The 20,438-nt window shown below is 73.3% G+C and carries 20 protein-coding genes; 6 read left to right on the plus strand and 14 right to left on the minus strand.

Annotation, left to right across the window (positions count from 1 at the left end):
- Positions 1 to 382 precede the first annotated feature (382 nt).
- Positions 383 to 589: a cold-shock protein gene (locus tag ACIBCA_RS33010; protein ID WP_031078438.1), complete on the plus strand. Its 207-nt coding sequence runs from the start codon at positions 383 to 385 to the stop codon at positions 587 to 589.
- Between the two features lie 174 nt (positions 590 to 763).
- Positions 764 to 2,425, plus strand: coding sequence for a DEAD/DEAH box helicase (locus tag ACIBCA_RS33015; RefSeq protein ID WP_396286757.1), 1,662 nt, complete (start codon positions 764 to 766; stop codon positions 2,423 to 2,425).
- 56 nt (positions 2,426 to 2,481) lie between these two features.
- On the opposite strand, the gene ACIBCA_RS33020 is transcribed toward ACIBCA_RS33015, so the two are convergent.
- Positions 2,482 to 2,856 (minus strand): DUF6463 family protein, encoded by a 375-nt coding sequence (locus tag ACIBCA_RS33020; protein ID WP_396286758.1) that lies wholly within the window; start codon positions 2,854 to 2,856, stop codon positions 2,482 to 2,484.
- Positions 2,857 to 2,992: 136 nt separating this feature from the next.
- Between ACIBCA_RS33020 and ACIBCA_RS33025 the strand changes: the two genes are divergently transcribed.
- A complete protein-coding gene (locus tag ACIBCA_RS33025; protein ID WP_396286759.1) occupies positions 2,993 to 3,259 on the plus strand; it encodes a type II toxin-antitoxin system VapB family antitoxin in 267 nt (88 codons plus the stop codon).
- Positions 3,260 to 3,269: 10 nt separating this feature from the next.
- On the opposite strand, the gene ACIBCA_RS33030 is transcribed toward ACIBCA_RS33025, so the two are convergent.
- From ACIBCA_RS33030 to ACIBCA_RS33080, 11 genes are all read right to left on the minus strand, one after another.
- A complete protein-coding gene (locus tag ACIBCA_RS33030) occupies positions 3,270 to 3,995 on the minus strand; it encodes a sirohydrochlorin chelatase (RefSeq protein WP_396286760.1) in 726 nt (241 codons plus the stop codon).
- 10 nt (positions 3,996 to 4,005) lie between these two features.
- Positions 4,006 to 4,914, minus strand: a complete 909-nt coding sequence (locus ACIBCA_RS33035; RefSeq protein ID WP_396286761.1) for an ABC transporter permease — start codon at positions 4,912 to 4,914, stop codon at positions 4,006 to 4,008.
- Entirely contained in the window at positions 4,901 to 5,710 is an 810-nt protein-coding gene (locus tag ACIBCA_RS33040) for an ABC transporter ATP-binding protein (protein ID WP_396286762.1), read from the minus strand. The genes ACIBCA_RS33035 and ACIBCA_RS33040 overlap by 14 nt, the downstream gene beginning before the upstream one ends.
- 137 nt (positions 5,711 to 5,847) lie before the next feature.
- On the minus strand, positions 5,848 to 7,014 hold the full coding sequence (locus ACIBCA_RS33045) for an aliphatic sulfonate ABC transporter substrate-binding protein (RefSeq protein ID WP_396286763.1): 1,167 nt from the start codon (positions 7,012 to 7,014) through the stop codon (positions 5,848 to 5,850).
- 246 nt (positions 7,015 to 7,260) lie between these two features.
- Complete coding sequence (locus ACIBCA_RS33050; protein WP_396286764.1) at positions 7,261 to 8,586, minus strand: sulfate adenylyltransferase subunit 1; 1,326 nt, start codon at positions 8,584 to 8,586, stop codon at positions 7,261 to 7,263.
- A gap of 3 nt (positions 8,587 to 8,589) precedes the next feature.
- The gene (cysD, locus tag ACIBCA_RS33055; RefSeq protein WP_396286765.1) at positions 8,590 to 9,546 is read right to left on the minus strand and encodes a sulfate adenylyltransferase subunit CysD; all 957 of its coding nucleotides are present in this window, start codon (positions 9,544 to 9,546) and stop codon (positions 8,590 to 8,592) included.
- Positions 9,543 to 10,124, minus strand: coding sequence for an adenylyl-sulfate kinase (gene cysC / locus ACIBCA_RS33060; protein ID WP_396286857.1), 582 nt, complete (start codon positions 10,122 to 10,124; stop codon positions 9,543 to 9,545). The genes cysD and cysC overlap by 4 nt, the downstream gene beginning before the upstream one ends.
- A 94-nt stretch (positions 10,125 to 10,218) precedes the next feature.
- The gene (locus ACIBCA_RS33065; protein WP_396286766.1) at positions 10,219 to 10,920 is read right to left on the minus strand and encodes a phosphoadenylyl-sulfate reductase; all 702 of its coding nucleotides are present in this window, start codon (positions 10,918 to 10,920) and stop codon (positions 10,219 to 10,221) included.
- Positions 10,901 to 11,095 carry a hypothetical protein gene (locus ACIBCA_RS33070; protein WP_396286767.1) on the minus strand — a complete coding sequence of 65 codons (195 nt, stop codon included), beginning with the start codon at positions 11,093 to 11,095 and terminating at the stop codon, positions 10,901 to 10,903. Before ACIBCA_RS33070 ends, ACIBCA_RS33065 begins: the two co-directional genes overlap by 20 nt.
- Complete coding sequence (locus ACIBCA_RS33075; RefSeq protein ID WP_396286768.1) at positions 11,092 to 12,816, minus strand: nitrite/sulfite reductase; 1,725 nt, start codon at positions 12,814 to 12,816, stop codon at positions 11,092 to 11,094. Before ACIBCA_RS33075 ends, ACIBCA_RS33070 begins: the two co-directional genes overlap by 4 nt.
- Before the next feature lie 230 nt (positions 12,817 to 13,046).
- Entirely contained in the window at positions 13,047 to 13,130 is an 84-nt protein-coding gene (locus ACIBCA_RS33080) for a putative leader peptide (protein WP_310593185.1), read from the minus strand.
- Between the two features lie 213 nt (positions 13,131 to 13,343).
- Between ACIBCA_RS33080 and ACIBCA_RS33085 the strand changes: the two genes are divergently transcribed.
- Positions 13,344 to 14,669 (plus strand): YihY/virulence factor BrkB family protein, encoded by a 1,326-nt coding sequence (locus ACIBCA_RS33085; RefSeq protein WP_396286769.1) that lies wholly within the window; start codon positions 13,344 to 13,346, stop codon positions 14,667 to 14,669.
- 207 nt (positions 14,670 to 14,876) lie between these two features.
- Here the strand turns inward: ACIBCA_RS33085 and ACIBCA_RS33090 are convergent, their stop codons facing one another.
- Positions 14,877 to 16,520, minus strand: coding sequence for an FtsW/RodA/SpoVE family cell cycle protein (locus ACIBCA_RS33090; protein WP_396286770.1), 1,644 nt, complete (start codon positions 16,518 to 16,520; stop codon positions 14,877 to 14,879).
- A 295-nt stretch (positions 16,521 to 16,815) separates the two neighbouring features.
- Here ACIBCA_RS33090 and ACIBCA_RS33095 point away from each other — a divergent pair, with 295 nt between their 5' ends.
- Positions 16,816 to 17,940 (plus strand): cytochrome c oxidase assembly protein, encoded by a 1,125-nt coding sequence (locus ACIBCA_RS33095; RefSeq protein ID WP_396286771.1) that lies wholly within the window; start codon positions 16,816 to 16,818, stop codon positions 17,938 to 17,940.
- A gap of 293 nt (positions 17,941 to 18,233) precedes the next feature.
- Complete coding sequence (rsgA, locus tag ACIBCA_RS33100) at positions 18,234 to 19,364, plus strand: ribosome small subunit-dependent GTPase A (protein ID WP_396286772.1); 1,131 nt, start codon at positions 18,234 to 18,236, stop codon at positions 19,362 to 19,364.
- A gap of 48 nt (positions 19,365 to 19,412) precedes the next feature.
- Here rsgA and ACIBCA_RS33105 read toward each other — a convergent pair whose 3' ends face one another.
- Complete coding sequence (locus tag ACIBCA_RS33105; protein WP_396286773.1) at positions 19,413 to 19,868, minus strand: ASCH domain-containing protein; 456 nt, start codon at positions 19,866 to 19,868, stop codon at positions 19,413 to 19,415.
- Between the last annotated feature and the right edge of the window lie 570 nt (positions 19,869 to 20,438).

Below are 20,438 nucleotides of genomic sequence, written 5' to 3' on the forward strand. Positions count from 1 at the left end.
GCGGCCCCCCCCCCCGCCCCGGCCCCCCCCCCCCCCCGGGCCCCCCCGGGGGGGGGGGCGGGGGCGGGGGGGCCCCCCCCCGGGGGGGCCGGGGGGGGGCCCCCCGGGGGGCCCCCCGGGGGGGGGGGGCCCCCGCCTGCCCCGTTCCCGGGGCCCGCAAACGTGATCTCTCGGGCCCTAAATCCCCGGTCAACCGGGGTGCCGCCGTGCTACAGTCGAAGCAGTTGCAGTTTTGGTTCCCATGAACGTATGTGTGCGCCTGCTGGTACCAACCAACAGGCGCATTTGTTTTGTCCGGTGTTTCAGCCTCCGGATGGGGATCGCGGCTACGTGGGGATTCACGAGGTGTGAATTCCTGACGCCCCAGTTAGAGGAGACGGTTATGGCTACCGGCACCGTGAAGTGGTTCAACAGCGAAAAGGGCTTCGGCTTCATCGAGCAGGCCGAGGGCGGCCCGGACGTGTTCGCGCACTACTCGAACATCACCGCTCAGGGCTTCCGTGAGCTGCTCGAGGGCCAGCAGGTCGAGTTCGACGTGACCCAGGGCCAGAAGGGCCCGCAGGCCGAGAACATCCGCGTGATCGGCTGACCTCAGCCGTCACGCTGACTCGCGAACCGCAGAGCTCGCGAATCTTGTGACGTGGGGGCCCGCACCAGCAGGTGCGGGCCCCCGCTCATGCCGCCGTACGGCCGGGGCGGCGCACTCCAGACCACGGCCGACCAGTCCCGTCGACGGGGCTGAGGACCGATGGACGGAGATCCTGTGACCACCCCTGCCCGCCAGCCGCGCGACCGCGCCGCCGGCCCCCGCCGCACCTCCGGCGCCCCCCGTACCTCCGGTTCGGGCGAGGCCCGCACCGGCGGCCCGCGCAAGCCCCGGGGCGGCCGCTCCGGTGCCCCCAAGGGCACCCGCGCCGCCATCCCCGAGGCCGCCGAGTTCACCGTCGTCGAGGGCACCCCCGCGCGCCCGCCGGCGGCGACCTTCGCCGAGCTGGACCTGCCCAAGGCGATCCTCAGCACGCTCACCCGCGAAGGCGTCACCGCGCCGTTCCCGATCCAGGGCGCCACACTGCCCGACTCCATCGCCGGGCGCGACGTCCTCGGCCGCGGCCGCACCGGCTCCGGCAAGACCCTCGCCTTCGGCCTGTCGCTGCTCGCCCGCACCGCCGGCGCCCGCGCCGTCGCCCGGCACCCGCTCGCGCTCGTGCTGGTGCCCACCCGCGAGCTCGCCCAGCAGGTCACCGAGGCGCTCACCCCGTACGCCACCTCCGTCAACCTGCGGATCACCACCGTCGTCGGCGGCATGTCGATCAACCGGCAGGCCAACGCGGTGCGCCGCGGCACCGAGGTGCTCGTCGCCACCCCCGGCCGCCTCGACGACCTGATCGGGCGCGGGGACGTCAACCTCTCCGACGTGGCCATCACCGTCCTGGACGAGGCCGACCAGATGGCCGACATGGGCTTCCTGCCGCAGGTCAGCAAGCTGCTGGAGCAGGTCGCCGAGGGCGGCCAGCGGATGCTGTTCTCCGCCACCCTCGACCGCAACGTCGACCGCCTGGTCAAGCGCTTCCTCACCGACCCGGTCACCCACTCGGTGGACCCCTCGGCCGGCGCCGTCACCACCATGGACCACCACGTCCTCCAGCTCGACCCGGCGGACAAGGCGTCCACCACCGCGCACATCGCCTCCCGCGAGGGCCGGGTGATCATGTTCGTGCACACCAAGCACGGCGCCGACCGCCTCGCCAAGCAGCTGCTCGCCAACGGCGTCAAGGCCGCGGCCCTGCACGGCGGCAAGTCCCAGCCGCAGCGCAACCGGGTGCTCGACCAGTTCCGCGACGGCCACGTCACCGCGCTGATCGCCACCAACGTCGCGGCCCGCGGCATCCACATCGACGGGCTCGACCTCGTCGTCAACGTCGACCCGCCCGTCGACCACAAGGACTACCTGCACCGCGGCGGCCGCACCGCCCGCGCGGGCGAGTCCGGTACGGTCGTCACCCTCGTCCTGCCCGAGCAGCGCCGCGAGGTCAACCGGCTGATGACGGTCGCCGGCATCCGGCCGACCGTCACCAAGATCCGCCCCGGCGACGCCGACCTCTCCAAGATCACCGGCGCCCGCACCCCCAGCGGCGTCCCGGTCACCGTCGCGGTGCCCGTCGCCGCGGTGACCCCGGCCGCCGAGGCCAAGGGCGACAAGCCCGCCAACGCCCGCCGCCGCCCCGGCAAGCGCTCCGCGCTGCCCGCCGACGTCGACATGAACGGCAACCCGCGCCGCCCCCGCCCCAAGCAGCAGGCCGGCAACGGCGGCCGCCCCCAGGCCGCCGGCTTCATCGGCCGCTCCAGCGGCCGCGCCAAGCCCGGCAGCGGCTCCAAGTCCGGCTCCAACTACGGCACCGGCCGCCAGCGCCGCGCCGTCGACTGACGCACCGCGACGAAAGGGGGGCGGGTCCTCGGGACCCGCCCCCCTTTCGCGTTCCGCTACGTCCGCCGCCTCGCCGCCACCAGCGCCAGCACCCCCACCGCCAGCAGCAGCCAGCCGCCGGAGCCGGGGAAGTACAGCACGCACAGTGGCGCCCCCAGCGCGATCAGCAGCCACCCCAGCGGCGCGGGCAGCCGCCCGGTCTCCCGCAGCGCCCACCGCGCCAGCAGCCCGATCCCCACCAGGGCCACCCCGCACACCGCGTACCAGACCGACGCCTCCCGCGGCCCCGGATCCGCCCCCGCCGCCGCGGCCACCACCCCGTCGCGCCAGATCTCCCCCCACGCGTTCGCCTGCACCCCGCCGTACACCAGGTGCACCACCCCCGTGCCGACGACCAGCCTCGGCACCCAGCCCACCAGCCCGACCCTCACGCTTCCCCCCTCAACTCCCGGCCGCCCGGCCGGACTTGCCGACGCTACCGGACCGTTCGCCCCCGACCGACAGCGGGGGCGCGCTACGGACACCCGGCACGCCCCGAGCGCCGTCACCCGACCGGGTGACGGCGCCTTGAGCTGCCCACCTGCGTGCGGCACCCTGCTGCTCGTGGACGGCGAGAGCACGGACGTCGAGGCGGCCGCGGAGCACTGCGGGACGCACGAGCCGACCGAGGACGAGGTGGTGACTCCGGCCGACGTCGACGAGGAGGCGCTGGAGCGCGTGATGGCGCTCACGGGGGCGCGGACGGCGAAGGAGGCCATCGACCTCGCACTGCGCGACCTCGCGGATCGGCACGATCGTGCCGCCCGTATCGGCGGGCGGTTCCGCGAGAGTTAGACCGCGAGTGTCAGGCCGCGAGCAGTCCGGCCGCGGGGGCCGTCGTGTCGAGGCGGTGGAGGATGAGGGTGGCCAGTTCGGGGGCGGGGCCGAGGACCCGGGCCAGGTGGTCGGTGGCGGTGGCGGCGGTGGCGATGCGGTCGGGGAGGAGTCCGGGGGCGAGGAGGTAGGGGGAGACGGCGGTGCGGGTGGCGCCGGCGGTGCGGAGGGCGGCGAGGGCGTCGGGGACGCGGGGGCCGGTGGCGGAGGCGTAGGCGACCTCGACGGCGGCCCAGCCGCGGGTGCGGTGCCAGTGGGCGGCCAGGGCGCGGGTGGCGGCGTCGGCGGCGGGGTCGGAGGAGCCGGCCGCGGCCAGGACCACGCCGGTGCGGGCGCGCACGGCGGCGGAGCGGACGTCCAGCCCGGCCTCGGCGAGGCGCCGCTCCAGGGCGGCGAGCAGGAGCGGGGAGGGGCCGAGGACGTCCGCGACCGGCAGCGCGGAGCCGGCCGAGCGCAGGGCGGCGGGGATGTCGTGCTTGGCGTGGTAGGCCCGGTTGAGCAGCAGCGGGACGGCGACGGCCTCGCCGGGCCCGTAGCGGTGGACGAGCTGGGGCAGCCGGGGCGCGCAGTGGTCCAGGTAGGCGGTGGCGACGTCCTGGCCGGGCCGCTGGGCCCGCACCTCCTCGACGAGCGCGGCGACGGTCGCGGCGTGGCGCGGGTCGCGGCTGCCGTGGGCGATCAGGAGGAGGGCGGGCACGTGCGGCGCCTTACTTCGAGGAGGCCAGCAGGCCGCGGTTGCGCAGCACCCGGCGCTCGACCGGGGTGAACACCAGCAGCTCGATGGCGATGCCGACGAACAGGATGAGGATGATGCCGAGCAGCACCCCGGACATGTCGGAGAACTCGCGCGAGTCCTCCAGGAACCGGCCCAGGCCCCGCCCGAGGTCGGGGGAGGAGGCGACGAGTTCGGCGGCCATCAGCGAGCGCCAGGAGAACGCCCAGCCCTGCTTGAGCCCGGCCAGGTAGCCGGGCAGCGCGGCCGGGAGGAGCACGTGCCGGGCGCCGGCCAGGCCCGTGGCGCCGATGGTGCGTCCGGCGCGCAGGAACAGCGGCGGCACCTGGTCGATGCCGGCGACCAGGCCGTTGGCGATGGACGGGACGGCGCCGAGCAGGATCACCGCGTACATCATCGAGTCGTTGATGCCGAGCCAGATGACGGCCGCCGGCACCCAGGCGACGGAGGGCAGCGACTGCAGGCCCTGCAGGACCGGCCCGATCGCGGTGCGCACCGGCCGGATCCGGGCGACGACCAGGCCGATCGGGGTGCCGATGACGACGGCCAGCAGGAAGCCGGACAGGCCCCGCCACACGCTGGTCCAGATGATCTCGAACAGCGTGCCCTTGTACCAGAGTTCCTGGAGGGAGCCCCACACGTCGGCCGGGCTGGGCAGCTTGTACGAGGAGGTGAGGTGCAGGCTGTACGCGCCCTGCCACAGCGCGAGCACCACCAGGACGCCGATCAGCGGCGGCAGGGCCTTGGTGCGCAGCACCTCGCCGAGCGGGCGGCGGTGGTCGGAGACCGTGTCGAGGGCGTCCAGTCCGGCGCCGACCTCGGCGCTGTCGCCGACCGGCGCGCCGCCGTGGCCGGGCGCGGGCTTGGTGTCAGTGCTGGACATGGCGGCGGATCTCCCCACGCAGTTCTTCGGTGATCTCGATGGACAGGTCGGCCACGCCGGAGGACTCGATGCGGCGCGGCTGCGGCAGGTCGATCCGCCACTCGCGGGCCACCCGGCCGGGCCGGGAGGACAGGAGCACGACCCGCTCGGCCAGCCGGACGGCCTCGCGCACGTTGTGGGTGACGAACAGGACGGTGAGGCGGCGTTCGGCCCAGATGCGGGTGATCTCGTCGTGCAGCACGTCGCGGGTGATGGCGTCGAGCGCGGCGAACGGTTCGTCCATGAGCAGCACCCGGCTGCCCTGGGCGAGGGCGCGGGCCATGGCCACGCGCTGGCGCATGCCGCCGGAGAGCTCGTGCACCCGCTTGTCGTACGCGCCGCCGAGGCGGACGAGTTCGAGGAGGCGCTCGGCCTCGGCGCGGCGCTCGGGGCGGGGCACGCCGGCGAGCTTGAGGGCGAGTTCGATGTTCTTGCCGGCGGTGAGCCAGGGGAAGAGCGCGTGCTCCTGGAACATCAGGGCGGGGCGGCCGCCGGCCACCTGGATCTCGCCGGCGCTCGGCCGGTCGAGGCCGGCGACGAGGTTGAGCAGGGTGGACTTGCCGCAGCCGGAGGCTCCGAGCAGCGTGACGAACTCTCCGGGGGCGACGTCGAGGGTGATGTCGTCGAGGACGTGGGTGCGCGCGCTCCCGCGGCCGAAGGACTTGTGCACGTGCGAGATGCGGACGGCGGGCGTGCCGTCGGCCGCGGCGGCGGCTGCGTCGGTGGGGTCGGCCGAGGTGGTCAGTGCCGGGGTCATCCGGGCACCTCCTGCGTCAGTGGTCGGGCTGGCGGGAGAGTCGGAGCCGGGGTCCGGGCCCGCCCGCGGCGGTGGGCATCGATCGGGGATCGACCGGGCGGGCGGGTCCGGACCTCGGAGTCGCGTGGCGCCTCGGGTTACTTGGTGCCGAGCCCGGCGTCCGCGAGGGCGGGCTGGCCCTTGGCGCCGAGGACCTTGTTCAGCAGGGTGAGGTCGTAGATGCCGTTCAGGCTGGGCTTCTTGAGGAGTCCGGCGGTGACGGCGTGGTCGGCCTCGGACTGCAGGGTGCTCGCCAGCGGGTCGTCCAGGAAGTCGATGTCGGCCCAGGCCGGGTCGAGGACGGCCGGCTCCAGCGCGTTGCCGGCCTCCTTCTTGATGGCCTCGTTCGCGTCGGCCTTGGCCTTGTCCGGGTTGGCCTTGATGAAGGCGTTGGTGTTCACCGAGCCGCGCAGCACGGCCTCCACCACGTCCGGGTGCTCCTTGAGGAACTTCTGGGAGACGATGATGTTGGTGATGACGAACTTCTTGTCCGGCCAGACGTCCTTCTCGTTGAGGAGGACCTTCGCGCCGAGGGTGACGAGCTTGGACGCGGTGGGCTCGGGCACCCAGGCGCCGTCTATGGAGCCCTGCTTGTAGGCGTCGGGGGTGACCTTGTTGTCGGTGCGCACCACCGAGACGTCGCCCGCGCCGGAGGCCGCGTCGACCTTGAAGCCCTTGCCCGCCAGGTAGTTGAGCAGCGCCACGTCCTGGGTGTTGCCCAGCTGCGGGGTGGCGATCTTCTTGCCCTTGAGGTCGTCCAGCGAGGTGACCTTCGCGGGGTTGACGACCAGCTTGACGCCGCCGGAGGCCGAACCGCCGATGATCTTCAGCGACTGGCCGTCCGACTTGGTGTAGCCGTTGATCGCGGGGGAGGGGCCGATCCAGCCGATGTCGATGGAGCCGGCGTTGAGCGCCTCGATCTCGGCGGGGCCCGCGTTGAAGACCTGGGTCTTGATCTGGGTGGCGCCCAACTCCTTCTGGAACAGCCCCTCCTGGAGGCCGACCAGCGGGGTGCCGTGGGTGAGGTTGGCGAAGTAGCCGATCTTCACCGTGTCGGCGGAGAGCTTGGCGCCGGTGGCCGAACCGGCCGCGGGGGCGGCGGCGGGCTTGTCGTCGGACTTGGAGCCGTAGGAGCAGGCGGACAGCAGGGCGACGACGCTCAGGCCGGCGACGGCGGCCGCGGCGGTGCGTCTGATGCGACCGGCGTTGGGGCGGATGCGGCTATGCGAGACGTCACTGTGCGAAGACGACGGGTTCGGTGCCATGGTGGAGTCCTGTTCGCGGACGGACCGTCAGGAGGCGGCCTCGGGGCGGAAGTCGGAAGGTGGCGCTGCGGCAGCGGGGTGCCGGGGCAAGCCGGGCGGCTGTGGGGGGTGGGACAGCCCGGTGGCAGGGCCGGTGTCAGCCCTGCCGGCCCGCACATCGCGTCAGGCCGCCCTGGCCGCTGCCGAGGACGCCGCTGCCGATGCGGCCGCCTTCCTTGTCCATGCCCGAGAACGCCTCGCTGGGCATCAGACCCAGTCCTCCTCTGTGGTGTCCGTGGCGCGTACGGTGTCGAACGCCTCGCCCGCCATGCCGGCGGTGAGGGTGGTGCCGTCCGCCGGGTCGATCAGGAGGAACGAGCCGGTGCGGCGGTTGTCGCCGTACGCGTCGAGGGCCAGCGGCTCGGCGGTGCGCAGCACCACGTGGCCGATGTCGTTGACGTTCAACCCCTCGGGGGCGGGGCGCTGTTCGAGGCCCCCCTGCCCGATCGGCGCAGTGATGTCGATGCGGTAGCCGATCTCCTTGACCAGCGCCCGCACGGTGCGGGTGGTGTGCTTGAGCAGCACCTTGTCCCCGGCGCGCAGCGGCCGCTCGCTCAGGTGGCTGACGGTCGCCTCGATGTCCTTGGTGGGCACCGGGAGCGCGCCGGCGGCGATGAGGTCGCCGCGGGAGACGTCCAGGTCGTCGGCGAGGCGCACGGTCACCGACTGCGGCGCCCACGCGACGTCCGTCTCCCGTCCGAGCGCGTCGATCCCGGCGACGGTGGTGGTGTGCCCGGAGGGCAGCAGGGTGACCGCGTCGCCGACCCGCAGCACGCCCGAGGCCAACTGGCCCGCGTAGCCGCGGTAGTCGGGGTGTTCCTCGGTCTGCGGGCGGATCACGTACTGGACGGGGAAGCGGGCGCTCTCGGCGCTCGGGTCGCTGCCGACCGGCACCGTCTCCAGGTGCTCCAGCAGCGTCGGGCCGCCGTACCAGTCCATGTGCGAGGACGGCTCGACGACGTTGTCCCCGGCGAGCGCGGAGATCGGCACCGTCAGGACGTCCTTGACGCCCAGGGAGGCGGCGTAGGCGGTGAACTCCTCGGCGATCCGCGCGAAGACGGGCTCCGCGTACTCGACGAGGTCCATCTTGTTGACGGCCAGGACCACGTGCGGCACCCGCAGCAGCGCGGCGACGGCCGCGTGCCGGCGGGTCTGCTCGACCACCCCGTTGCGGGCGTCGACCAGGACGACGGCGAGCTCGGCGGTCGAGGCGCCGGTCACCATGTTGCGGGTGTACTGCACGTGCCCGGGGGTGTCGGCGAGGATGAACCGCCGCCGGGGGGTGGCGAAGTAGCGGTAGGCGACGTCGATGGTGATGCCCTGCTCGCGCTCGGCCCGCAGGCCGTCGGTGAGCAGCGCCAGGTCCGGCGCCTCCTTGCCGCGGCTGCGGGAGGCGTGCTCGACGGCCTCCAGCTGGTCGGCGAGGACGGACTTGGAGTCGTGCAGCAGCCGCCCGACCAGGGTGGACTTGCCGTCGTCGACGGAACCGGCGGTGGCGAAACGCAGCAGCGAAGTGGCGGTCGCAGTGCTCATTGTCTAGAAGTACCCTTCGCGCTTACGGTCTTCCATCGCGGCCTCGGACAGCTTGTCGTCGGCGCGGGTGGCGCCGCGCTCGGTGAGGCGGCTGGCGGCGATCTCGGCGATCACGGCCTCGATGGTGGTGGCGTCCGAGTCGACGGCGCCGGTGCAGGACATGTCGCCGACGGTGCGGTAGCGCACCAGGCGCCGCTCCACGGGCTCGTCCTCCCGGGGGCCGCCCCACTCGCCGGCCGTCAGCCACATGCCGGAGCGGGCGAAGACGTCCCGCTCGTGCGCGTAGTAGATCTCCGGCAGCTCGATGCCCTCGCGCTCGATGTACTGCCAGACGTCCAGCTCCGTCCAGTTGGACAGCGGGAACACCCGCACGTGCTCGCCCACCGCGTGGCGGCCGTTGTACAGCGACCACAGCTCGGGGCGCTGGCGGCGCGGGTCCCAGGCGCCGAACTCGTCGCGCAGGGAGAAGACGCGCTCCTTGGCGCGGGCCTTCTCCTCGTCCCGGCGGCCGCCGCCGAAGACGGCGTCGAAGCGGTTGGACTCGATCGCGTCGAGCAGCGGGACGGTCTGCAGCGGGTTGCGGGTGCCGTCCGGGCGCTCGCGCAGTACGCCGCGGTCGATGAAGTCCTGCACGTGCGCCACGTGCAGGCGCAGGTTGTGCTCGGCCGCGACGCGGTCCCGGTACTCGATGACCTCGGGGAAGTTGTGCCCGGTGTCGACGTGCAGCAGCGAGAACGGCACCGGCGAGGGCGCGAACGCCTTGAGCGCCAGGTGCAGCATGACGATGGAGTCCTTGCCGCCGGAGAAGAGGATCACCGGGCGCTCGAACTCCCCCGCGACCTCGCGGAAGATGTGCACCGACTCGGCCTCCAGCGCGTCCAGGTGGGACAGCGCGAAGGGCCCCTCCGGAGTCCGGTCAGGGTCGTCCGTGCGGACCAAGGCGTCGGTCACGGTGGTCATGCCAGTCCCCGTTCGGTCAGGAAGGCGTGCAGTTCGGCGGCGGACTCGGTGACCTCGCGGCCCTGGGTCTGCAGACGGAGCTCCGGGCGCTCCGGCGCCTCGTACGGGTCGTCCACGCCGGTCAGGCCGGTGATCTCGCCGGCCGCCTGCTTGGCGTACAGGCCCTTGACGTCCCGTTCGGCGCACAGCTCGACCGGGGTGGCGACGTGGATCTCCAGGAACTCGGTGCCGGCGGCCGCGTGCCGCTCGCGCACGGCGGCGCGGGAGTCGGCGAACGGGGCGATCACCGGGGCGAGCACCTTGACGCCGTTGGCGGCGAGCTTCTCGGCGACGAAGCCGATCCGGGTCACGTTGGTGTGGCGGTCCTCGCGGGAGAAGCCGAGGCCCTTGGAGAGGAACTCGCGGATCTCGTCGCCGTCCAGGACCTCCACCTTGTGGCCCTCGGCGCGCAGCCGCTCGGCCAGGGCGAAGGCCAGCGTGGTCTTGCCCGCGCTCGGCAGCCCGGTCAGCCACACGGTGGCGCCGCGATCGCAGGGGGCGGCCGCGGGGGCCGCCTCTGCGGCTCCGGCGGCGGCCAGGGTGTGAGCTGTCACGGTGGTGTCCTTAAGCGGTAGTCGGTTGAGCGTGGTCGATCGGCGGTCGATCGGTGGTCGATCGGTGGCCGATCGGTGGTCAGAGGTGGATGCCGCACTCGGTCTTGCCCGAGCCGGACCAGCGGCCGGAGCGGGCGTCCTCGCCCTCGCCGGGCTTGCGGGTGCAGGACAGCGGCGAGCAGCCGACCGAGGTGTAGCCCTCCCACAGCAGCGGGTTGAGCAGCACGCCGTTGGCGGCGACGTAGGCGTCCACGTCCTCCTGCGTCCACCGGGCGATCGGGGCGAGCTTGACCTTGCGGCGCCTTGCGTCCCAGGCGACGACCGGGGTGTTCGCCCGGGTCGGGGACTCGTCGCGGCGCAGCCCGGTGGCCCAGGCGTCGTACGCGCCGAGGCCCCGGTTCAGCGGCTCGACCTTGCGCAGCGAGCAGCACAGGTCGGGGTCGCGGTCGTGCAGGTTCGGCCCGTGCTCGGCGTCCTGCTCGGCGACGGACTTCAGCGGCGTGAGCGTGATGACGTTGACCGGCATGGTCGCGGCCACCGCGTCCCGGGTGCCGATCGTCTCGGGGAAGTGGTAGCCGGTGTCCAGGAACACGACGTCCACCCCTGGGAACACCGAGGAGGCGAGGTGGGCGACCACCGCGTCCTCCATCGAGGAGGTGACGCAGAAGCGGGCTCCGAAGGTGTCGGCGGCCCAGCGCAGGATCTCCTGCGGCGTGGCCTCCTCCAGCTCGCGGCCGGCGCGCTCCGCGAGCTCCGCGTGGTCAGTCGCGGTGCTGCTCATGTGACGTACCCCCGTTGGCCGGTGCCCCGTTTGTCGACGACAGCAATCCGAGAAACTTCAACTGGAAGGCGCGGCGGCAGCCGCGGCATTCCCAGGCGCCGTGTCCGGCCTCGGACGGGCGCAGGTCCTCGTCCCCGCAGTACGGGCAGAAGAACGGTGCGGCTCTCTCGCTCACGACAGCTGCTCCTCGTCGGCGCGGGCCGTCCACTGGGCGAAGCGCTCGCCCTCGGTGCGGTCGGCCCGGTAGCGGGTCAGCACGCGCTCGATGTAGTCGGGCAGGCCCTCGCTGGTGACCTTGAGACCGCGGACCTTGCGGCCGAAGCCGGCCTCCAGCCCGAGCGCGCCGCCCAGGTGCACCTGGTAGCCCTCGACCTGGTCGCCGTGCTCGTCGGTGACGAGCTGGCCCTTGAGGCCGATGTCGGCGACCTGGATGCGGGCGCAGGCGTTGGGGCAGCCGTTGATGTTGATGGTCAGCGGCTCCTGGAAGTCCGGCAGGCGCTTCTCCAGCTCGTCGATGAGCGTGCGGCCGCGCTCCTTGGTCTCGACGATGGCGAGCTTGCAGTACTCGATGCCGGTGCAGGCCATCGTGCCGCGACGGAACGGCGACGGGGTGACCCGCAGGTCGAGCACCTCCAGGCCGGCGACGACGGACTCGACGTGCTCCTCGGCGATGTCGAGGATCAGCATCTTCTGCTCGGCGGTGGTGCGCACCCGGTCGCTGCCGTGGGCGGCGGCGAGGTCGGCGATCCGGCCGAGCAGCTTGCCGTCGACGCGGCCGACGCGCGGGGCGAAGCCGACGTAGAAGCGGCCGTCCTTCTGGCGGTGGACGCCGACGTGGTCGCGCCAGCGGGCGACGGGCTCGGCGGGCGCGGGGCCGTCCGTCAGTTCGCGCTTCAGGTACTCGTCCTGGAGCACCTGGCGGAACTTCTCCACACCCCAGTCGGCGACCAGGAACTTGAGGCGGGCACGGTTGCGCAGGCGCCGGTAGCCGTAGTCGCGGAAGATGCCGATGACGCCGCCGTAGACGTCCGCGACCTCCTCCAGCGGGACCCAGGCGCCCAGGCGCACGCCCAGCTTGGGGTTGGTGGACAGGCCGCCGCCGACCCACAGGTCGAAGCCGGGCCCGTGCTCGGGGTGGACGACGCCGACGAAGGAGATGTCGTTGATCTCGTGCGCCACGTCCAGCAGCGGGGAGCCGGAGACCGCGGACTTGAACTTGCGCGGCAGGTTGGAGAACTCCGGGTTGCCGATGAAGCGGCGCTGGATCTCCTCGATGGCGGGGGTGCCGTCGATGATCTCGTCCTCGGCGATGCCGGCGACCGGTGAGCCGAGGATGACGCGCGGGGTGTCGCCGCAGGCCTCGGTGGTGGACAGGCCCACGGCCTCCAGCTTCCGCCAGATCGCCGGGACGTCCTCGATGCGGATCCAGTGGTACTGGATGTTCTGCCGGTCGGTCAGGTCGGCGGTGCCCCGGGCGTACTGCTCGGAGACCTCGGCGACGGCGCGCAGCTGGGGGACGGTCAGACGGCCGCCGTCGATGCGCACGCGGAGCATGAAGAACTCGGCGTCCAGCTCGTGGGGCTCCAGGATCGCGGTCTTGCCGCCGTCGATGCCCTCCTTGCGCTGGGTGTACAGACCCCACCAGCGCATCCGGCCGCGCAGGTCGGCGGGGTCGATGGAGTCGAAGCCCCGGTGCGCGTAGATCGTCTCAATACGTGTCCGCACATTGAGACCGTCGTCGTCCTTCTTGAACTGCTCGTTGGCGTTCAGCGGGGTGAAGTGCCCCATGCCCCACTGGCCCTCGCCGCGGTGGCGGGTCGCCTTGCGCGCCGCGGCGGGACGGCTCGCGGCCGGACGCTCGGCTGCGGGCTCGGCGGTCTCGGGGGTGGTGGCCATGCTGGAGTCCTTCGGGGCAGGTGGCGCTGGCGCCGGGTGGGTCGCTGGGCGTGCTCGGCCGTGTGGTGCTGCTGTGACCTGCGGGTTTCCCGGGATGCTGCGGGTGCGCGAGGGCGGGAGGGGCCGGGAGGGTGCAGTGCCTGAGGCGGCCGGGCGGGCGCCTGCGCATCCGCTTCGACGGGGATGGCGGTGCGGACGGCGCCGGGTGCGGTGGGGCGGCGGAGTCGAGCTCAGGTCACCGGACAGATGGCGCTGGACACGCGAAGGAGATCGACGTGGAGTCGACCTACTAGGGTGGTTCCGGCGCTTGGCATGGCAAGAGATTCGCACGGCGCGGGACTCGCGGTCCACTAACATCCGGATGCTGGACGCTCTGGTTTCACTATCCGGGACGCCGCCGGGTTCCCGCCGCTCCCGGGGCCGACGGCCGTCCCAACGCCCGCCGCACCGCCGGTTCGACACCCGGCCACCCGCCGGTACCCCCGGGGAGATCAAGCGGAGGGGACGGGCCCGATACCGTTACCCCTGTGCAAGCAGCAGGCGAAACCCCCAGACCGAACCCCGAACGGCCCTCCCGGCGCCGGGGCAAGGGCTCCCGGCGCGCGGCCAAACCGGTCACCTGGCGCCGCACCGCGTGGGACCTGGTCAGGGACACCACCAACACCTGCGTCGAGTACCGGGTCACCGGACTCGCCGCGGAGGCCGCGTTCTTCACCCTGCTGTCCATCCCGCCGCTGCTCCTCGGCCTGGCCGCCACCCTCGGCTACCTCGACTCCTTCCTCGGCGCCGGCACCATCGAGCGCCTCAAGCACGACATCGTCTCGGCCGCCGGGAAGGCCCTGTCGGACTCCTCCGTCAGGGAGGTCGTCGTGCCGCTGCTCAACCAGGTCTTCGACCACACCCGGCCCGACCTGGTCTCGATCGGCTTCCTGCTGTCCCTGTGGTCCGGCTCGCGGGCGCTCTACATCTTCATCGACACCATCACCGTCATGTACGGGCTCGACGGCAAGCGCGGCATCGTCAAGACCCGGCTGATGTCGCTGGGCCTCTACCTCGGCGCCCTGGTCATCGGCTCCCTGGTGCTGCCGCTGCTGATGGCCGGTCCGGGGCTGATCGAGAACGCCGTACCGGGCATCGCCGGGCTCGTCGGCGCCGCGTACTGGCCGGTGGCGATCCTGCTGCTCGTCGTCTCCCTCACCACGCTCTACCACCTGGCCGTCCCCGTCTCCACGCCCTGGCGCGAGGACATCCCCGGCGCGCTCGTCGCCCTGGTGGTGCTGGTCTTCTGCAGCGTGGGCCTGCGCGTGTACCTGGTCAGCTCCGTCGAGGGCCCCTCGGTGTACGGCTCGCTGGCGGCGCCCGTCGCCGTGCTGCTGTGGATCTTCGTGGTGGCGCTCGCGGTGCTCATCGGCGCCGCCATGAACGCCGCCATAGACCGCCGCTGGCCCACCCTGGAGACTGCCGACGCGCGGGCCGAGAACGAGCGGGCGCACGAGGCGGCGGCCGCGGCCGTCGTGCGCGAGGTCGCGGCGCGGCGGGCCGTGGAGCGGGCCCGGCGGGCGCGCGAACTCGGGCTCGCGGAGGGCCACGAGGAGGAGTGGGGCGAGGACGAGGGGGACGACGTCGACGTGCCCTCCGAGTACCCGGAGCGGTGGGCGGACGTGCTCGCCGCCGACAACGTCCGCGGGCGGCTCACGGCCCGGGGCGGGCCGCACCACCGGGCGGCGCCGCCCCCGCCGGACAGCGACCGGCCGGCGGGGCCGCCGGGGCCGCCGGGGCCGCCGTCGGGGGAGCAGGCGCCCTCGGGGCCGCCGCCGGGGTACCCGCCGCGGCCGCCTTGGGAGCAGCGGTGACGGGGCCGGTCTGACGGACTGACGGTTCGGTGGGTGACGGGCAGGGCCTCCTCCGCGGGTGCGGGGGAGGCCCTGTGTCGTTCTTCGGGTCGTCTGGTCGTCTGGTCGTCGGGTCGTCTGGCCGGTCGGATTGTCGACTGATCGGGTCGTCGGCCGGTCGGGTCGTCGGCCGGTCGGGTCGTCGGCCGGTCGGGTCGTCAGGCTGCTTCAGGCCGAGGACGGGTTCTCGCCGCCGTACCCCTGGGCGGGGTGGTCCGAGGCGGGCGGGTAGCCGTACGAGCGCTGCTGGGGGTCCGTCGGGGTGCGGCCGCCGAGCGCGGGCCGCACCTCGGTGGGGGCCGCCGGATCGGCGTTCGGCGAGGCCGGCTCCTGCGCGGGGAACGGCTGGGGCTGCGGCTCGGCGGGCCGGGCCTGCTCCCCGCGGGGCGCGCCGGCCGCCTGGACGGGCAGCGGCTCCGACAGCGGCGGGGCCGGCTCCAGCGCGGCCCGGCCGGAGGAGTCGCTCAGCTTGATCAGCAGCGCCACGATCAGCCAGTTGGCGAGCAGCGAGGAACCGCCCGCCGCCAGGAACGGCAGCGCCTTGCCCGTCAGCGGCACCAGGCCGCTCACGCCGCCGACCACCACGAACACCTGCAGCGCCAGCGCCGAGGACAGGCCCGCCGCCAGCAGCTTGCCGAACGGGTCCGTCAGGCCGATCGCCGTGCGCAGCCCGCGCTGGACCAGCAGCAGGTACACCATCAGGACGGCCGTGACCCCGGCCAGGCCCAGCTCCTCGCCGATGGTGGTGAAGACGAAGTCGCTGCGCCCGGCGAAGCCGATCAGCCACGGACGCCCCGAGCCCAGCCCCGTACCGGTCAGGTGGCCGGTGCCCAGGCTGAACAGCGCCTCGGCGGGCTGGTCGGAGATGATCGCCTTGTCGTGGACTTCCTTGTAGTAGTCCAGCGGGTGCAGCCAGGCCAGCACGCGCCCGTGCACGTGCGGCTCCGCCGTACCGACCACGGCCGCGCCGCCGACCGCCATCAGCAGGCCGAGCACCACCCAGCTGGTGCGCTCCGTCGCCACGTAGAGCATGACGATGAAGACGCCGAAGAAGATGAGCGAGGTGCCGAGGTCGCGCTCGAAGATCAGCACCAGCAGGCTGACCACCCAGATCGCCAGCACCGGCCCGGCGTGCCGCCCGCGCGGCAGGGTCAGGCCCCACACCTTGCGCCCGGCCAGGGCCAGGGCGTCGCGCGAGGCCATCAGATAGCCGGCGAAGAAGATCGTGATCGCGACCTTCACGAACTCGTCCGGCTCGAAGGAGAGGCCGAACAGGCGGATCCAGCGCTTGGCGCCGAAGTCCTCCGGACGGCCGGGGAAGAACGCGGGCGCCGCCAGCAGGATCAGCGCGCCCGCCATCAGCAGGTAGACGTAGCGCTGGAAGAAGCGGTGGTGCTTGACCAGCACGATCAGCGCCAGTGCCACGGCGACCGAGACGAAGACCCACATCATCTGGGAGGGCGCGGCCGGGATCTTCTGGTAGTCGCCCTTCTTGGCGTGCACCGCCGCGTAGGAGATGTCCAGCCGGTCCAGCAGCATCAGGCCGAAGCCGGTCAGGAAGACGCCCAGCGGCAGGATCAGCGGATCCGCGTACGGGGCGAACCGGCGCACCACCAGGTGCGCCACCCCGGCCAGGCCGCCCAGGAGGAGGCCGTGCACCAGCAGCCCGGGCGGCATCTTGCCGGTCAGGGCCAGATCGGCGTCGATGTGCCCGGCCAGGCAGACGGCCACCGCGAGCGCCAGCAGGCCCAGCTCGATGTTGCGGTGGCGCCCGGCCAGCCGGCGGCCCTCGCCGCGTGCAGTGCTTCGCACCTGTTGTCGTCCCCTTGGTCGTTCACCCACGTGGCCGATATCGCCGACGGTGCATCCTGCCAGACGAACGGGGCCTCCCGCCGGTTGCGTTCTTGGGGTGCGGAAGGCCGGAACTTTGCCTTGGCAAAGCTTCCTTCGGGGTTCGGTAAAGCCTTCTCCAGGGCGGGGTATAGAGGCGGGCCCCGCGCGAGGACGGGCCCGTCGCGGCCGGGAGGATGGCCGGGCGCCGCGGCCCCCGCCCGGCGCCGGCGGCGGGAGCGGCCGGGCGGCGAGCGCGGACGAGGTGGGCGGACGGATGTACGGCGCTTTTTCGGGCGGCGCTCTCGCCGTCCCCGGGAGCCTGGGGGCTGTCCCGGCCTCTCGTTCCGACCTGGCGTACAGCGGGCCGCCCGCATGGCAGTGGTCGGACCTGGCGACCTCCTGGACCTTCGAGCCGCTGGTGCTCACCCTCTCGGTGCTGGCCGGCGCCTGGTACCTCACGGCGGTGCGCACCGTCCGGCGGGGAGGCGGGGCGCGCGGGGCCGGTGAGCGAGGGGTCGAGGAGCGAGGGGCCAGCGCGCGCGGTGCCGGGGCGCATGGCGCCGGGGAGCGCTGGCAGCCCACCCGCACGGCGGCCTTCCTCGGCGGGCTGCTGCTGTGGATCTGGTGCACCTGCTCCGGGCTCGGGGTGTACGACCGCGTGCTGTTCACCGACCGGGCCGTGCAGGTCGTGCTGCTGCTCATGGTCGTCCCGCTGCTGCTCGCGCTCGGCGCGCCCGTCTCCCTGCTGGTCGCCGCCTCGCCCGAGCGACGGCGCGAGCGCATCCTGCGGGCGCTGCGCAGCCGTCCGTCCAAGGTGCTGATGTTCCCGGCCGTGTCGACGGCGCTGCTGATGGCGCCGCCCTGGCTGCTGTACTTCACGCCCTGGTACGAGTGGTCGGTCTCCAGCGGGCTGGGCAACGTGGTGCTGCACCTGTCGCTGGTGCTGCTCGGGCTCGCCTACTTCTGGCCGCGGCTGCAGATCGACCCCGTCGGGCACGAGTACCCGCACCTGGTCGGGCTGTTCATCACCTTCGCCGAGGTGATCTTCGACGCCGGGCTCGGGCTGGTGCTGATCTACGGCGGACACCTCGTCGCCGAGCACCACTACGTCACGCTCGGGCGGCCCTGGGGGCCGAGCCTGGCGCAGGACCAGACCTGGGGCGGCAACGCGTTCTGGGTGCTGGGGGACCTGGTCGGGCTGCCGTTCCTGGCGGCGCTGGTGCGGCGGATGGTGGTGCAGGGGCGGGAGGAGATCGAGGCGGTGGACGCCGAACTGGACGCCCGCTTCGAGGCCGCCGCGGCCCAGGCGCGGGAGGAGGGGCGGCCGGAAGAGGAGGAGTCCGGGATGCGGCCCTGGTGGCTGGACGACCCCAACCTCAAGCACCGGTACGGCGGGTAGACCCCTCCTACGGCTAGGGCGGGACCCCGTTCGGGCGGCATTTCCGCAGGTCAAAAACCCATTGGCACGAGCCTGCGATTCCGCTAGCGTTTCTCCCGTCCGGTTCGGGGCCCGCTTGGGTCGCCCCGAGGAGTAGAGAGCAGGAGGTGAGTCCATTGGTCGCTGTCGCCCCGATAGCTGCCCTGGGCAGTACTCGCGTTCACCTCCTTGTCCCGGCCGCCGGCTGACCGCTTCTTCCTTCACGCGTCAGCCGTAGCCCGCCGGGTCGTTCTCCTCCCGAAGGGCTCACTGCGTTGTTCAACGCTGCCTCCGTTTCTTCCTCCCTCTCTTCCTCTTTCTCCTCGGCCCTCGACGAGTCGCCGCTGGCCGGCTACGGCTGGACGCCCGAACTCGCCGAGGAATTCGCCCCGCTCGCCGAGGCCGGGCTCATCCCGGCCCGGATCGTCCGGGTCGACCGAGGCCAGTGCGACGCCGTCATCGCCGACCCGGAAACGGGCGAGGTGCGCACCGTCCGCCTCGACACCCGGCCCGTGGGCGACGCCGACATGATCAACTGCCCGTGTACGGGCGACTGGGCCGCAGCCGACCTGTACGCCCAGCCGATGGCGGCGGTCTCCGCACTGCTGCCGCGCTCCACCGCGATCATCCGCAAGGTCGCCGGCAAGCGCTCGGACGGCCAGGTGCTGGCGGCCAACGTCGACACCGTCCTGATCGCCTCCTCGCTCGCCACCGACCCCGACCTCGGCCGGATCGAACGCTTCCTGGCCCTGGCCTGGGAGTCCGGCGCCGAACCGGTGGTCGTCCTCACCAAGGCCGACCTCGTCGACGACGCCGACTTCATCCGCGCCGACGTCGAGGCGGTGGCCCCCGGGGTCACGGTGCTCGTGGTCAGCGCCGAGACGGGCGAGGGCATCGACGTCCTGCGCGCCTGCACCCCGGGCACCACGGCCGTCATCGGCCAGTCCGGCGTCGGCAAGTCCACACTCACCAACGCCCTCGCCGGCACCGTGGCGATGGCCGTCCAGGAGGCCCGCGCGGTCGACCAGAAGGGCCGCCACACCACGACCACCCGGGAGCTGATCCCGCTGCCCGGCGGCGGCGTGCTCATCGACACCCCCGGGCTGCGCGAGGTCGGCCTCTACGGTGGCGAAGGCGTCGACCTCGCCTTCGCCGACATAGCCGAACTGGGCGAGGACTGCCGCTTCCACGACTGCGGGCACCGCACCGAGCCCGGCTGCGCCGTCCAGGCGGCGCTGGCGGACGGCACGCTGCCGCAGCGCCGGATGGACAGCTACCTCAAGCTCCAGCGAGAGAACGAATGGATCGCCTCGCGCTCGGACGCCCGGCTGGCCTCCGAGCGGGTCAAGAAGTGGAAGACGATCCACAAGTCGATGCGCGCCGCGGGAGGTCCGGTGAAGCGCTGACACGAGACGGCCGCTGGTCGGCCGCCCTCCGACGGGCCGCGCGCGGGCTCAGCGGAGGTCGGCCACCAGCCGGAACCGCTCCAGCACCACGAGGGTGGCGTCGTCCACGGTGAATCCCGGGTCATCGAGGGCGGCGAGCATCTCCGGGCTGCTCCAGAACCGTTCGTGCGCCGCGCGCCAGCCGGCGAGGGTGTCGTAGTCCTCGCCCTCGTCGATGGCGTGCTGGAGGTCCACCTCCCCGAGCGGGACGACACGGACCTCGACGGTCTCGATCACGGCGACCGTCCGGCCGTCGGAATCGGGCACGGAAGCCCGCCGACCGACCTGCGGCAGAGGCTCGCCCTCGTGCTCGTAGTCGGCCACCAGGCCCGTGGTGCTGGTCTTGGCCCCGCTGAGCACGGCAGCGACCAACTCGTCGCGCAGCGGGCCGGGGAACGCGAACTCACAAGGAGTCAGGGCGACGACGCGCGGGTCGTCCGGGCCGATGTAGGGCTGATCGCTCATGCCGGGGAGCGTAGCCGCAGGGTGGACGAACGGCCCCCGAATTTCGGGCACGGGGCATCGGGCGCCGCGGGAGCATCGGGCGTCGGGTACCGGGCCGGGGCCATGGCCGTAGGCATGGCCCCGAGCCACAGGACCCGGGAGAACCCGGGAGAACCCGGGAAAACCCTGGGCTCCCTCAGGGCTCCCTCAGGGCTCCCTCAGGGCTCCCTCAGGGCTCCCCCCCCGGGGACCCCCCGGGGGGGAGCCCCGGGAACGGGCCGAGCGAGACGGCCGGGTGGTGGGTGGGCGGCGCCGGGTGGGTGGTGGGTCGCGCGAGGTGGGTGGGTGGCGGGTGGGCGGCGCCAGGCGGGGGCGGGGTGGGCGGGGGGAGGGGGAGGGGGGAAAGGAAGCCCGGGCGTAGGTTGAGGCCATGGTGACCGGACCGCCCCTGTTGACCGCCGAAACCCTCACCCGCATCGAGGCCGTTAGCCCGTACTTCGCGGTCGCGGGGGGGGCCCCCCCCCCCCCCCCCCCCCACCCCCCCCCCCCCCCCCCCCCCCCCCCACCCCCCCGGGGGGGCGAGGTCGTGGA

The organism is Kitasatospora sp. NPDC051170 (assembly GCF_044455705.1).
In the GTDB taxonomy this organism is placed as follows: domain Bacteria; phylum Actinomycetota; class Actinomycetes; order Streptomycetales; family Streptomycetaceae; genus Kitasatospora.